General features: G+C 54.2%; 13 protein-coding genes. 9 read left to right on the top strand and 4 right to left on the bottom strand.

The features are described 5' to 3' along the window. Positions 1-71 precede the first annotated feature (71 nt). From TEU_RS09385 to TEU_RS09365, 6 genes are all read left to right on the top strand, one after another. Entirely contained in the window at positions 72-551 is a 480-nt protein-coding gene (locus tag TEU_RS09385) for a PadR family transcriptional regulator (protein ID WP_050003532.1), read from the top strand. 168 nt (positions 552-719) lie between these two features. Continuing rightward, the gene (locus TEU_RS09380; RefSeq protein WP_050003531.1) at positions 720-1,133 is read left to right on the top strand and encodes an ArsR/SmtB family transcription factor; all 414 of its coding nucleotides are present in this window, start codon (positions 720-722) and stop codon (positions 1,131-1,133) included. Continuing rightward, positions 1,130-2,422 (top strand): hypothetical protein, encoded by a 1,293-nt coding sequence (locus TEU_RS09375; RefSeq protein ID WP_050003530.1) that lies wholly within the window; start codon positions 1,130-1,132, stop codon positions 2,420-2,422. The genes TEU_RS09380 and TEU_RS09375 overlap by 4 nt, the downstream gene beginning before the upstream one ends. Before the next feature lie 5 nt (positions 2,423-2,427). After that, positions 2,428-2,565 (top strand): hypothetical protein, encoded by a 138-nt coding sequence (locus tag TEU_RS11735; protein WP_156961740.1) that lies wholly within the window; start codon positions 2,428-2,430, stop codon positions 2,563-2,565. Then, on the top strand, positions 2,562-3,215 hold the full coding sequence (locus tag TEU_RS09370; protein WP_050003529.1) for a DUF4097 family beta strand repeat-containing protein: 654 nt from the start codon (positions 2,562-2,564) through the stop codon (positions 3,213-3,215). The genes TEU_RS11735 and TEU_RS09370 overlap by 4 nt, the downstream gene beginning before the upstream one ends. 64 nt (positions 3,216-3,279) lie before the next feature. Next, positions 3,280-4,539, top strand: coding sequence for an MFS transporter (locus TEU_RS09365; protein WP_050003528.1), 1,260 nt, complete (start codon positions 3,280-3,282; stop codon positions 4,537-4,539). Here the strand turns inward: TEU_RS09365 and TEU_RS09360 are convergent. Continuing rightward, a complete protein-coding gene (locus TEU_RS09360) occupies positions 4,532-5,047 on the bottom strand; it encodes a cob(I)yrinic acid a,c-diamide adenosyltransferase (protein WP_050003527.1) in 516 nt (171 codons plus the stop codon). The two genes, TEU_RS09365 and TEU_RS09360, sit on opposite strands and share 8 nt — an antisense overlap. Positions 5,048-5,202: 155 nt before the next feature. Here TEU_RS09360 and TEU_RS09355 point away from each other — a divergent pair, with 155 nt between their 5' ends. Continuing rightward, on the top strand, positions 5,203-7,503 hold the full coding sequence (locus tag TEU_RS09355) for a Gldg family protein (RefSeq protein WP_050003526.1): 2,301 nt from the start codon (positions 5,203-5,205) through the stop codon (positions 7,501-7,503). A gap of 44 nt (positions 7,504-7,547) precedes the next feature. Here the strand turns inward: TEU_RS09355 and TEU_RS09350 are convergent, their stop codons facing one another. The 3 genes from TEU_RS09350 to TEU_RS09340 form a co-directional block, all read right to left on the bottom strand. Beyond that, complete coding sequence (locus TEU_RS09350) at positions 7,548-8,375, bottom strand: translation initiation factor eIF-2B alpha/beta/delta subunit family protein (RefSeq protein WP_050003525.1); 828 nt, start codon at positions 8,373-8,375, stop codon at positions 7,548-7,550. 9 nt (positions 8,376-8,384) lie between these two features. Further along, positions 8,385-9,083 (bottom strand): RAD55 family ATPase, encoded by a 699-nt coding sequence (locus TEU_RS09345; protein WP_050003524.1) that lies wholly within the window; start codon positions 9,081-9,083, stop codon positions 8,385-8,387. A gap of 126 nt (positions 9,084-9,209) precedes the next feature. Further along, complete coding sequence (locus tag TEU_RS09340) at positions 9,210-11,060, bottom strand: prolyl oligopeptidase family serine peptidase (RefSeq protein WP_050003523.1); 1,851 nt, start codon at positions 11,058-11,060, stop codon at positions 9,210-9,212. Between the two features lie 94 nt (positions 11,061-11,154). On the opposite strand from TEU_RS09340, the gene ribD reads away from it, so the two are divergent. Both ribD and TEU_RS09330 read left to right on the top strand, forming a co-directional pair. Continuing rightward, the gene (gene ribD / locus TEU_RS09335; protein WP_050003522.1) at positions 11,155-12,237 is read left to right on the top strand and encodes a bifunctional diaminohydroxyphosphoribosylaminopyrimidine deaminase/5-amino-6-(5-phosphoribosylamino)uracil reductase RibD; all 1,083 of its coding nucleotides are present in this window, start codon (positions 11,155-11,157) and stop codon (positions 12,235-12,237) included. After that, the gene (locus TEU_RS09330) at positions 12,218-12,772 is read left to right on the top strand and encodes a riboflavin synthase (protein ID WP_050003521.1); all 555 of its coding nucleotides are present in this window, start codon (positions 12,218-12,220) and stop codon (positions 12,770-12,772) included. The genes ribD and TEU_RS09330 overlap by 20 nt, the downstream gene beginning before the upstream one ends. The last annotated feature ends 167 nt before the right edge of the window (positions 12,773-12,939 follow it).

Here is a 12,939-nt window from a genome sequence, read left to right as displayed (position 1 = left end):
CAAATTTCGACATGTCGTTGAGAGAATTGCTTATAAGGATTGTGGTTTAACCTTCAATTACGGTGGTCGCAATGGGAGAAGACATGGAGCGGAAGATAATCAAGGGGCTCTTTACGGTTCCCCTGAAGAACATCATACTGGTCATCGTCGGCCTCAAAGGGGAAACCCACGGCTATGAAATCCTAAAAGAGCTTGAAAAGCTTGCAATCGGTCTCTGGAAGCCGAGCCACAGCAACCTGTACACAATACTCAACAAGATGGTCGAAGAAGGCCTTCTGGAGCCCCATGAGGAGTACCGCGGAAAGGTAAGGCGCGTTAAGTACCGGCTGACCGACAAGGGCTGGGAGTACCTGAGGACGTCAAACGACCTGGCTCTCCGGACCTTCTACACTGCAATAAGCTACCACGAGAGGCTTAAGAAGAAGATTGAAGAGACTGGCCGGGCGCGGAAGATTGACAAGGAAACGCTGAGGGAGTACCTTGAGCTCCTCAAGCACATCAAGAACCTGCTTGATGAGGAGATTAAGACTATAGAATCTCGGCTTGAGTGAGTCTTGTTGTCATTCTTCTTTTGTCCTGCTGTTTCGTATTTGGCTCTTGTTAACTATTGATTATGGCTCTTCATCTTTGACCCTTCTCACACCGATAAACTTTTATATACTTGGCGCACTAGTTAAGTACAGAAAATTGTACTACAAAAATCTGTACCTGGTGGTACCATGGAGAACGACCTGAAGGTTCAGCTCGAAGAGCTGAAGAAGAGGCTGGAGGTGCTGGAGGAAAACATTGACCCCGTTGATGAGGTCATGCTCTCGATAAAGGCCCGGCTCAGGAGAAAGCTCGAAGGCGGAAGCCTGCCCGAGATAGACGAGGAGAGAGCTGCGAAAACCCTCAAGGCCCTCGCCAACCCCGACAGGATTAGGGTGCTCAAGATGCTCTCCGAGGGGCCGATGAGCTTCAAAGAGATAAAGGAAGCGCTGGGCGTGGAGAGCCCGACCGTTTCGCACCACCTGAAGCTCCTCCTGAAAACGGGGATGATCAGGAAAGGCGAGAGGTATGAAATCTCGCCCAACGGCCGTTTGTTTTTGCGCCTGCTGGAGATAATTACCGCCCTTGAGGAGGTGGAAGAATGAGTGTTTGGAACTACAGCATTACGGGCTACGAAAGCCCGAGGTTTAAGATAGCTGAGTACCTCAAAAAGCTCACCGCAGTGCTCCTGATCGTCTGGCTCTTTAAAGGCCACCTCGGCCTTGAAGAGTACAACCACTACATTGTCTACGCGATAATAGCTCTAATCTTTGCCTTTGAACTGCTGAGCGTGGGGAAGTGGTTCGGCGTAACGCTGACCGGAATAATCTTCGCACTGGCAAAGGGTGCGTTTTGGACTGCCCTGTTCCTGTACTTCGGCGGCTGGCTCGGCATGCCCGAAGACCTCCACGACCTAGCTGGAAGGGCCTTCGCATACTCCGTTGTCCTCGCCATAGCGGGACTGCTCATCGGCAAGGGCGAAGAAAGGCACTTTCAGTGGAAGGTCGAGAAGAAGGCCTACGAGTTCAATGGGGCCGACTTCGGCGACGTGGGGCTAAGGGGAGAGGGAAGAGCGTACCCCGTAAAGTTCGGCGGGAAGCGGGTTGGCTGGGTGATAGATGGAAGCGTTGAAGTTGAGGTGGAGACTCCGCTCGGAAAGATAAGGAAAGCCCTCTCAAGTCCAGTCGCGGTGTGGGGAGAGCTGAAGGTTGGGAAGAAAACAAATGCTGACGAGGGCTTCGTTGAAACTGCAAATCGCTTGATTAACCCGGACAGGCTCTACAGAAAGACGAAGGGCGAGAGCGTAGTGGATTTGGGCATAATCAAGGTCTACGAGGGCGAGGACTTCGAGTACGTGAAGCTGCCTTTCATTGAGGTCGTAGATACACCGCACGGGGAGAGGGTCAGGATAGGCCCGATACACATCCATGACGGAATCGTTGGGGGGTTCAAGGATATGCTGACCATCAGGGAGCTCCGCAACGGCTTCCAGCTCACCAAGGTAGGCGAGAGGCTGAAGGTTCAGACCGACGAGTACTCCATCGAGGTCGACGGTGAGAGGGTGATCTACCGGAGCGGAAACGAGAGCCTCAGCTTGGGCGAAACCGTTTCCCTGCGCTCGGGCGACGTCTCGGTCAGCGTCGGCAGGGGAAGGGCCAAGATACGCATCGAGGACGTCGTAATCTCCGCCAGAGACGGCACGGTGCGCATAAGGACGGGGGGCAAAGCGTACACCATAGAGAACGGCGACGCCTATAGGCTGGTGGTCAGGAAGGCGAAGGAGATAGTGGAGGAGCAGAGCGCCGGGCTGATAGAGGGACTTGGCATAGACAGGACCCTGCTCAACAGGCGCGTGAAGGAGCTCCTCGACGAGCTGACATCATACCTGGGGTGAGTGGGATGGAGACCGCGGCAATTTCAAAGGCTCCCGATACCATCACAATCGCCGATGGACGGGAGGAGTGTTGCGAAAAGAAGACGGGGCACGAGAGGCCCCTTTTCGATTTTGAATTTCATCCGCTGGAGGGTTTGATATGATATTTGAAAACGTCCAGGAAGTCGACATAAAGGCCACCAACGGCCGGATCGAGATTGAAGGCTGGGAAAATGACTACGTCGAGGTGGATTACACCGTCCACGGCGAGGTAAACGTTGAAGTCGAGCAGAAGGGAAGCAGGCTCGTCATCGGGGAGGAGCCGAAGAAAAAGTTCCTGGACCTGCTCAGGGAGAACGGTTGGGCTGAGATAGAGGTGAAGGTTCCGCGGAGCGTCCCGGTGAGCGCGAAGAACGTGAACGGCGAGCTTAAGGCCAGGGGCGTGCGCTTTGAGGAAGTCACGACGGTTAACGGCGAGATAGGCCTGAAGGACTGCGAGGCCGAAAAGCTCAGCACGGTGAACGGCGAGATAAGGGCTCACCTAACGGTTGCTGGCCCCCTGAAGGCCTCCACCGTGAACGGTGAAATCGAACTTACCATCGAGGAGCTCGAGGGGGACGTTGAGGTAAGCTGCGTCAACGGTGACATCGTGCTTCGCCTGACCGAGTTCTGCGATGCCAGGATAGTCAGCAAAAGGGTCAATGGAGACGTCAAACTGGTCGGCATAGACCCGGACGACCCCGTTATAGGGACGGGTGAGTTCGAGGTCCGGGCCAGCACTGTGAACGGCGACGTGAGGGTCGAGCTGATTTGATTCTTTAATTCCTAATCACTTAATTCAACAATTATGCAAAAATGGGGACAGAGGAGGTGGTGCCGTGAGCCTCAACAGGAACTTCTGGCTCTTTGCCGTTGGAAGGTTCGTTTCCCAGCTCGGCTGGGCGGTGCAGGACGTTGCCCTACCGCTCTATGTCCTCGACAAGACCCACAGCGGTTCGATGATGACGCTCTTTATCCTCGCCGAGATAATTCCCTCCCTCATAGTCATGCCCTTCGCAGGTGTCGTCGGCGACAGGTATAATAGAAAGTGGCTCATGGTTGGATTTGACCTAATCCGGGGGATTCTCCTCTTCGGTGTCATAGCCTTCAACTTCCTCGGCATCTACCAGCTTTTGGCAGTTCAGGTGGTTATGGCGGTCTTGGGTTCGTTCTTCTCTGCCGGAACCGGGGCGATGTTTCCCGACTTGGTGGAGCCCGACGAGCTTGAGAAGGCAAACTCAACGGTGTCTTCTTTCACGATACTGGCCCGCCTCGTTGGACCGGCCCTCGGCGGTTTAATCTACGGAATCGGCGGGATAAAGCTTGCAATCCTGATAAACGCGGTCAGCTTCTTCGGTTCAGGCCTCTTTGAGATGCTAATCCGCTACGAGTGGAAGGCAAAGCCAATTGAGGGAATCGGTCAGGTCTTCAGCGACATAAAGGAAGGCGTCCGTTTCATCTTCGGGCACCATTACCTGAGGACGCTGATGACCTTCGCGATATTCATGGGCATCTTTGGGGCCCCCTTTGGAGCGGTTCTGCTCCCATACGCAATGAGGGAAGTCCTCAAGTTCACGAGCTTCCAGTTCGGCCTCATGGAGAGCTTCTTCATGGGCGGGGCACTGATTGGGAACATTCTCATAGCGGTGAAGTTCGGGAAGGGGGCAGGAAAGTTCCTGTTCGAGGCGATGCTCCTCAACGGCCTCGTGATGGTTCTGTTCATATGGTTGATATCCCCTCTTTCAAAGCTTGAACGGGAGGGAGCTTTCATTGTACTTACGGCCACCTCTGTAGTTTGGGGAGTAAGCGAGGCTTTCATAAGCATTCCAATTGACTCCAAAATCCAGCGGGCCGTTCCGAGCGAGGTTCGCGGCAGGGTCTTCTCGGCCTTGGGAATACTGACGAACATAGCGACGCCCCTCGGCCTCGTCCTCGTCGGCCCGCTCCTGAACGTTTACCCCGCGTGGCTCGTTACCCTCGGCCTCTGGATTGGAATGGGGGCCGTCGCCCTCTATTACTGGCTGAGATACCGCGAAATTCTGCTGATGGACGTTCGGGCTAAAGAAAGACTGAAAGAAGGAAAGGAGACGCTCACTTGACCTCCTTCAGCTTTCCTTCCCTCTTCTCTATCGCCCTCGCCATTATGAAGAGCAGGTCGCTGAGCCTGTTGAGGTATATTAGGGCGTTCTGGCCGAAACCGTAGTCGAGGACGAGTTTAGCCACTCTCCTCTCGGCCCTCCTTGTTATAGCTCTGCAGACGTCGAGCTTCGCACTCGCTATCGTTGAGCCGGGCAGGACGAAGGCGCGGAGTTGGACTTCCTCCTCATACCTGTGGATTAGCTCTTCAAGCCAGCGGACTTCCTCGTCTCCGACCTTGGCGTACTTCCCCCTGCTCGCGAGCTCGGCCATCAGGTCGTAGAGCTGAACCTGGATTTTCTCAAGGATTTCCGTCATCTCTTCCGGGACGTAGTGCTTAGCCTCCCCCAGAAAGCTGTCGAGCTCGTCTATGGTGCCGTTGGCTTCCATTACTGGTGAATACTTCGCCACGCGGTCGCCTGTGAAGAGACCTGTTAAACCTTTATCACCTGTCTTCGTTGTTATTGGCATACCAACACCCCCACGCTTGTTGTTTCCATAATCTCTCTTTTTAGCCTTTGTGAAAAATCAGACAATCAAAAACTGGGGAATATACTTCAGCTTGATTATGCATAGTGGAAAAACTTATTTATACATAGGCGCCGTTCTTCTCTGGGGTGATTGCCATGAGACGATGGGGACTAGCTTTAATTGTACTGTTGGTGTTGGGCACCTTGCCTACGGCGATGCTTCCACTTGCATCGGCGGCTGTTCAGTATGTTTCAATCCATGACATACAGTATACCGAAGACCCCAGCGGAGACTCGCCATACAACGGCCAACTAGTGATGACAAGCGGTGTAGTTACTGCAGTGACCTCGAAGGGCTTTTTCATTCAGAACGGTACTGGTCCATGGAGTGGGATATACGTCTATCTCGGCACGTCTCCCAGTGTCAACCAGGGTGATTTGATACTGGTGACTGGTACTGTTGAGGAGCACTATGGGCTAACGCAGATTAAGGCTGCTCCGGAAGACGTTGATGTCACTGGAACCGCTGACATTCCAGAACCCGTTGTTCTCCAGACTGGTGATGTTTCTCAGGAGCAGTGGGAAAGCGTGCTCGTTAAGGTAGAGAACGTTGTTGTTACCAACCCCGACCTGGGACACGGCGAGTGGGAAATCGACGATGGTAGTGGATCAGCCAGGGTCGACGACCTGATGTATCGTTACACACCAGAGGCAGACCAGGAACTCAGCTATGTTATAGGAGTGGTATACTATTCCTATGGCAACTTTAAGATTGAGCCGAGGAGTGCAGAGGACATAGGCCTGCCCCCAGCGACTCCCCAGTACCAGACTATCAAGGAGATAAGGGAGAACTGGGAGGACGGCAAGCTCGTTCTCACAAGTGGTGTGGTTATAGGCACCCGCAGCACCGGGTTCTTCATTCAGAACGGCACCGAGCCCAACAGTGGAATTTACGTGTACGTTGGCGGCTCGCCAGGGGTTAAGCTGGGGGACGTCGTCCAGGTCATCGGAACGACTGGCGTATACAAGGGGCTCTACCAGATAACAGACCCGACCTACGAGGTGGTTGGCACCTCCGAGCTTCCGGAGCCAGTTCTCATTACCGCTGGTGAGATGAGTGATGCCTACCAGAGCATGCTCGTCAGGCTGAAGAACGTCAAGGTCACCAAGGTTGATGGAAAAGCGATAACCGTTGAGGACAGCACTGGAGCGCTGGTTCTCTATGACTACTATGAAATAATGGACGTTGAAGTTGGCGACACCCTTGAGTACGTTGAGGGCATTGGCTATAAATATAACATCATAGAGGTTTACCCCACCAACTACACGAAAGTCCCTAAAGCCGCTCCAAATCCAAACGCCCTTGCGTTTGGTCTGACAATCTACTACGGCCGCCAGTATGAGAGCAAGCTCTCAGATCTCGATGAGCTCTACGAGGAATTTGCTTCAGTAGTCTCCGAGCTTACCAGCTACGGCGTTACCTTTGACGAGAAGCTTGAGGCCAAGATCAACTGGGTTAAGAGCAGTATGGCGGCAGTGAACGAGGAATATGAGCTTTACAAGGAGTTCGCGGCCAGTGCTCAGAAGAACGGCCTTTACCTCCCGGCGATGATACACATACGCAGGGCACTGTTCCTCGGTGAGGACGTTAAGGAGGAAATCGAGTTCCTCCTGCCGTACCTCAAGGGAGCTCTCGAGAAAGTGAAGTCCTCTTCAAACCAGACCGGCACCCAGACCAACATAACGCTCACCATGGCTAGGGTTCTTATTGATGCATCTCACGGACAGCACTACGTCGAGGACGTTGGCGTTGAGGGCCTCTCCAAGAAAATCAAAAGCGAGCTCGGCTGGGAGGTTACAATAAACAGGGACCCGCTTACTCCAGACCTGCTTGAGGGATACGACGTTGTGATTATACTCAACCCCGTTAGGGACCTCTCCTCGGAGGAGGTAAGCGCACTCCAGAAGTACATCGAAAACGGCGGTGGACTCTTTATAGCCGGAGACTGGTACAGGTACTCAAGGCTTGAGAGCCTCAACGCAGTAGTTAGTAAGTACGGTATTACCTTCAACGCCGACGAGCTCATGGACGACGAGAAGAACAGCGGCAAGCCATACTATCCGTTCGTTGGAATATACAACAAGGCTCACCCGGCCATGAAGTTCGTGCCCGATGACTGGACAATCTACTACAACGGTGGCACCCTTACGATAAGCGGCAACGCGGTCTGGCTCATCAAGGGCTACGATACCAGCTACTCCGTTGATGCCGATGGAAACGTTGTCATGGCCAAGGGCACAAACCCGATACTAGCGGCCGCTGTGGAGGCTGGAAAGGGCAGAATAATCGCCTACGGTTCAAGCAAGGCCCTCAGTGACGATTACCGCCAGAAGTACATCAAGAGCAACTGGCCCTTCATCAAGGGAGCCCTGCTCTGGCTGGCCCACCAGGAGTGAGCCTTCACTTTTCCTTTCTGTTTTCTATTCATTTTCTGTGGGCTTTAGATGTCCCTTGGAGGCACCAGGATTCCAAGCTCCGTTATTATGCCCCTCACGTACTTCCAGGGAGTAACGTCGAAGAGAAAGTTCCTGACCCTGTGCCCCTGCCTCGCGTAGGGCCTCTCAAGGATTTCCACGTCTTTGCTGTTTAGTTCCGGGTGGAGCTTGAAGCTCTCTGCAGCGACGTAGAAGGGGACGCCCTTCTCGTGGCAGGCAAGTGCTAAAAGGTACGTACCCGCCTTGTTTATCACAGCGCCGTCGCGCGTCACGTTGTCCGCGCCGACGAGGGCAAGGGTGGCCCTCTCAGCGAAAAGCCCGAGCTGAGCGTCGGTTATGACTTCAAAAGGGATTCCCTCCTTCTCCAGGGCGTTTGCCAAGGCTATCCCCTCATAATCAGGGGCGCTCTCAGTGAGGATTACCCTGAAGGTCTTTCCCCGGGCCTTTGCCGTTCTGATGACTTCAAAGACTGCTGAAGAGAACGAGTGAGTTATAACAGTGTCTCCATCGTCTATTAGCTCGCTCCCTATGTTCCCGATTGCATTTTTTGCCTCGTCAACCAGTCTAAGGAACTCGTCTACCCTGGACTTTACAAGGAGGGGGTCACCCGTCACGGGAATGAAGCGCGAGAGGTTGTAGAGCGATGCCATTGTGGGATTTACCTGCGGGAGTTCCCTCCTGAGCTCTGCCAGCGCCTTCTTCAGCTCCTCCCCCTCAAGGAGTTCTGCGAGAATTCTAAACGCCTCAGCCCCCCGCCTGGCCATCCAGCTCGCGCCGCGTATCCTCTCGGCACGGAGTTCTTCAAGAACCTCCCGGACTTCTGGGGGAAGCATGTTAGACCCTCATGGTGCCGTTTTGTCGGGGTGAACTACCATGCCTCTCTCTGTTATATCGTATGGCCTTATGACGTTATCAAAGCCGCTTCCACGGAGTTTGGTGATTTTAATTGCCCTCTTGAGCTCCCCGTTGTGCTCAAAGAGCTTCATCTCGATGATGCCGCTCACGAGGTACTCCTCTATGTCCGTCCGTTCAAGCTCTGAGGTTATGATAACCGTTGTCCTGAGGCGCATCATGGTCTTGACAAAGCCGAGAAACGCCTTGCGGTACTCAAGCTCTTCCTTTGAGGCAAGCTTCAGCATTGTTATTGGGTCTACAACAACCCGCGAGTAATATCGGGTTCGGAACTGCTCCTTTATGGATTCGGTGAGCTTGTTGAGGTTTTTGGCGAAGGATTCAGAGAAGTCTTCAACCAGGACGTAGTGCTCGGTCGTGGGCGTCGCGTCTATGAGCATGAAGTTCTCGTGATACACATCAAAGCCCATCTTTCCGAAGTCCTCTCTTATATTCTCAGCAGGCTCCTCAAGGGTTATGAACATCACGTTCTCGCCGTTTGCAACCCCTGCCATGGCAAAGTGCATTGCCAGAGTCGTTTTTCCACTTCCAGGTGATCCCTTAACCAGGTACACCCTACCTGGGATTAATCCCCCATTGAGCATGATGTCAAGTCCAGGAACGCCTGTTGAAATTCTTCCCGCAGCCATAGTCACTCAGCCATATAATTTAGCGGCGTTCACAATTATAAGCTTATCTCTTAATTGCGGGTATCAGACACTTTAAAAAAAACGTCCAAAAGTTATGAAAAAGTAACATTAAAAGCCTAGAAGGAATCAAGAGAGGGTCTTAAGCACGAATGCGAGCAAGTCTGTAAGTTCCCTCGCCCTCGTCTCCGGCGATGCGCCCATGTGCCCACTCTTGGTCTCGACGCGGAGGTAGACGGGCGCACCTATCTCCCTCAGCTTCATGAAGAACTTGAGAGCGTGTGCCGGGTGAACGCGGTCGTCGTGGAGGCCGGTGTAAATGAGCGTCGGAGGATACTTCTTCCTGGGGTCAACGTTGTGGTAGGGGCTGTACTTCAGAAGGAACTCCCTGTCCTTCGGGTCGTCGGGGTTTCCGTACTCTGGAATCCAGACGCTGCCTATGTAGAGCTTGTGGAAGCGCATCATGTCTATGACAGGGTAGCCTATCAGTGCCGCGTCCATGACGTCCGGCCGCTGGGTGAGCGTGGCTGAGACCAGAAGCCCGCCGTTGCTCCTGCCCCATGCCGCCACCTTATACCCTTCGGCCTTGAGCTTGCCGAGAACGGCTATGAAGTCGTCGAAGACGTTCTGCTTGTTCTCGCGCATTCCGGCGCGGTGCCACTCCTCACCATACTCCGAGCCGCCGCGCAGGTTTGCCATGGCGAAGGTTCCGCCGCGCTTTATGAATGGAATCGCCTGCGGGAAGAACCTTGGAGTCAGGGAGATGTTGAAGCCGCCGTAGCCGAAGACCCAGGCCCTTTTCTCGTCCCTCTCGCCCTTCACGAGGAAGTAGTGCACCCTCGTGCCGTCCTTGGAGACCGCGAAGTCCTCCTCGACCTTAAAGTTCCCCTCAACCTCCTGTCCCTCCACGAGCTTGAGCTCACCCTCGAACTCGTAGAGCCTGTAGGGAACGGTGAAGCTCTCGTACCTCAGGAGGGCCTTCTTCCCGTCGGCGTCGAGCGGGTAGACGCTGCCCGGAAGGTCAAACCTCACTTCGTCCAGCTTCTCCCCGTCAAGGGAGTAGACCTCAAGGCGGTGGCTCGCGTGGACGAGCCTGCCGGCGAGGATTTTTCCGTTCACGATTCCGGCCCACTCAAGAGGGAAGTCGCCCTCTGGGATTATCTCCTCGACTTTTCCGTCTTTCACTGCGATGAGCTTTCCGAGCCCCCTTCCCTCTCTCGTGAGGAGGTAGAGTGTGCCGTCAATGACATCGATGGGCTCAACCGGGACGTCTGCAGAGTAAACCTTTTCCCACTTCTCAGGCTCGTCTATCGGGCCGGCGTAAATTTCCGCGCTGTTCCAGCCGAAGGTAACGGTGAGGATTGCCCACTTTCCATCGGTGCTCTTTCCAAGCCCGAGGAAGTAGCCGGAACCGAGGCCCTCGCCGAAGACCACCTTCTCTCCGTCCCTGTCTTTCCAGAAGAGCCTCACAGCTGGAGCTTTGACGCCGTCGGGCGTTTCGCCGTGCCTGTAGAAGCGGGAGAAGTAATAGCCATCTTCGAGGAATGTGATGTTCCACACCGAAGGCCTGAACTCCTCAAGGATTTCGCCGGTTTCGAGATCTACGATCCGGGTTATGCCCTCGTCTGCCCCACCTATCGAGAAGCTGTAGGCGAGGAGCTTTCCTCTCTTGTCCGCCGTGAACCCCTGGAGGAGAACCTCGTCGTTGAGCTCCTTTTCGAGGGCCTTCGAGTCTACGATAACGTCTCCGCCGAGCCACCTGATGACCTGTCTATCTTTCTCTTTGTACATCGCGATTACGCCCTTCTCAGTGAGCCTCACGGAGTGGAGCGTTGGCATCGAGTAGTACTCCCAGACCTCCGGGAACAGCTCTTCGCTTAGCTCCCCAACGAACTCCCTAAAGCGCCTGTTCTCCTCTTCGACAAGCTTTAGAACTCGCTCATCGTTCAGGTTCTCCATCCATATGTACGGGTCTTCCATGAAAACCACCATCTAAACGTTGAAGCAGAAGGTAAAAAGGGTTTGTTCTAACTGTAGAACAAAATTTTAAAAATTTTGGAACGAATGTCCAGTCATGAACAGTGAAGATGAAAAGTTCATGCGGCTGGCGCTTGACCTGGCGAAGCGCGGTGAGGGCTGGGTAAACCCGAACCCCATGGTCGGCGCGGTCATCGTTAAGGACGGGAAGATAATCGGCGTCGGCTGGCACCGGCGCTTCGGCGAGAAGCACGCGGAGGTCAACGCCATAGAGGACGCCAAGAGAAAGGGGTACGACGTCAGGGGAGCTACTATGTACGTCACCCTTGAGCCCTGCTCGCACTGGGGCAAACAGCCCCCCTGCGCGGACAGGATAATCAAGGAAGGGTTCAAGCGCGTCGTCGTTGCGATGGTTGACCCGAACCCGCTCGTAGCTGGAAAGGGAATCGAAAAGATGTGGAAAGCTGGAATAGAGGTTGAGGTCGGCCTGCTCGAAGAGGAAGCCAGAAGGCTCAACGAGATTTTCATCAAGTACGTGACGAGCAAGATGCCCTTTGTTTCGATCAAGCTCGCCATGACCCTCGACGGCTTCATCGCGACGGAGACCAGCTCCTCGCAGTGGATAACGGGTGAGAAAGCGAGACAGAGAGTTCAGGAGCTCAGGAGGGGGCACATGGCTATAATGGTCGGCGCGGGGACGGTTCTGGCGGACAACCCGAGGCTCAACTGCAGGCTGAAGAACTGCCCTGAGAAGGTGAAGGTAATCCTCGACCGCTCCGGCAGGGTTGCCAATGCCATCAGGGAGGGCAAGAAGTTCAGGCTCTTTGAAGATGGCCGGGTAATCTTCTTCACGGAGAGGCCGGAGCTCTTCGAGGGTATCGCCGAGGCATATCCGATAACCGAGCCGGGAGAAATCCTGAGGAAACTCGGCGAGCTCGGAATCGATAGCGTTCTAATTGAGGGTGGGAGGATAGCCTGCGGGTTCCTGCCCTTTGCGGACAAGTTCTACCTCTTTTACGGGCCCAAGCTCTTCGGGAACGGAATAAAGCCCTTTGAGTGTCTAAAAGTCCAAAAGGCCAGCGAGGCTCCGGTGGTGAGAATTGAGTCAATAGAGAGGCTTGGGGAGAGCTTCCTCGTAACGGCCTACCCCGGTGGTGGAGATGTTCAGCGGAATCGTTGAGGGAACAGGCAAAGCCCGCTACTCGGCGGGAAAGCTTTACGTAGAGCTCCCGTTCGAGGTAAAGCCAGGAGACAGTGTCGCGGTGAACGGGGCCTGTCTGACCGTTGTCGAGTTCGACGGAAAAACGGCCGTCTTCGATGTGGGCGAGGAGACCCTGAAGAGGACTAACCTGAGGGAGGCAAAGCTGGTGAACCTCGAGAGGGCCCTGAAGCTCGGCGATAGACTTGACGGCCACATAGTTACGGGCCACGTGGACGGGACGGTTCGCTTTATCACCGCGCGGAGGAGCGGGAACACGACCTGGATGGCATTTGAGATGCCCCGTGAGAGGTGGGGAATAGCTGAGAAGGGCTCGATAGCGCTTAACGGCGTTTCTCTAACCGTCGCGAGGGTCGAGGCGAACCGCTTCTGGGTTCAGGTAATCCCCTACACGCTCGAGATGACGAACCTTGGCCACCTGAGGCCCGGGGACAGGGTGAACTACGAGATTGACGTTTTAGCGAGGTACGTTAGGAGAGCCCTAATGTGGAGGTAAAAGGGACCGCAATGGATTATATGTCCCAGAGGAGTTTAACAAAATTTCTTAACAGAAAGTTTAAATATTAAGAGTTTGTCTATTATTGATGGTAGTAGTGTACGAAGACTGGAGGTTGTGAGTATGGCAAAGAAAGGGAGACCAACCCTTATTTTTTTGCTCTTACT

Origin of the sequence: Thermococcus eurythermalis, from assembly GCF_000769655.1 — an archaeon.
GTDB lineage: Archaea > Methanobacteriota_B > Thermococci > Thermococcales > Thermococcaceae > Thermococcus > Thermococcus eurythermalis.
This window is presented reverse-complemented; position numbering and strand designations above follow the sequence as displayed.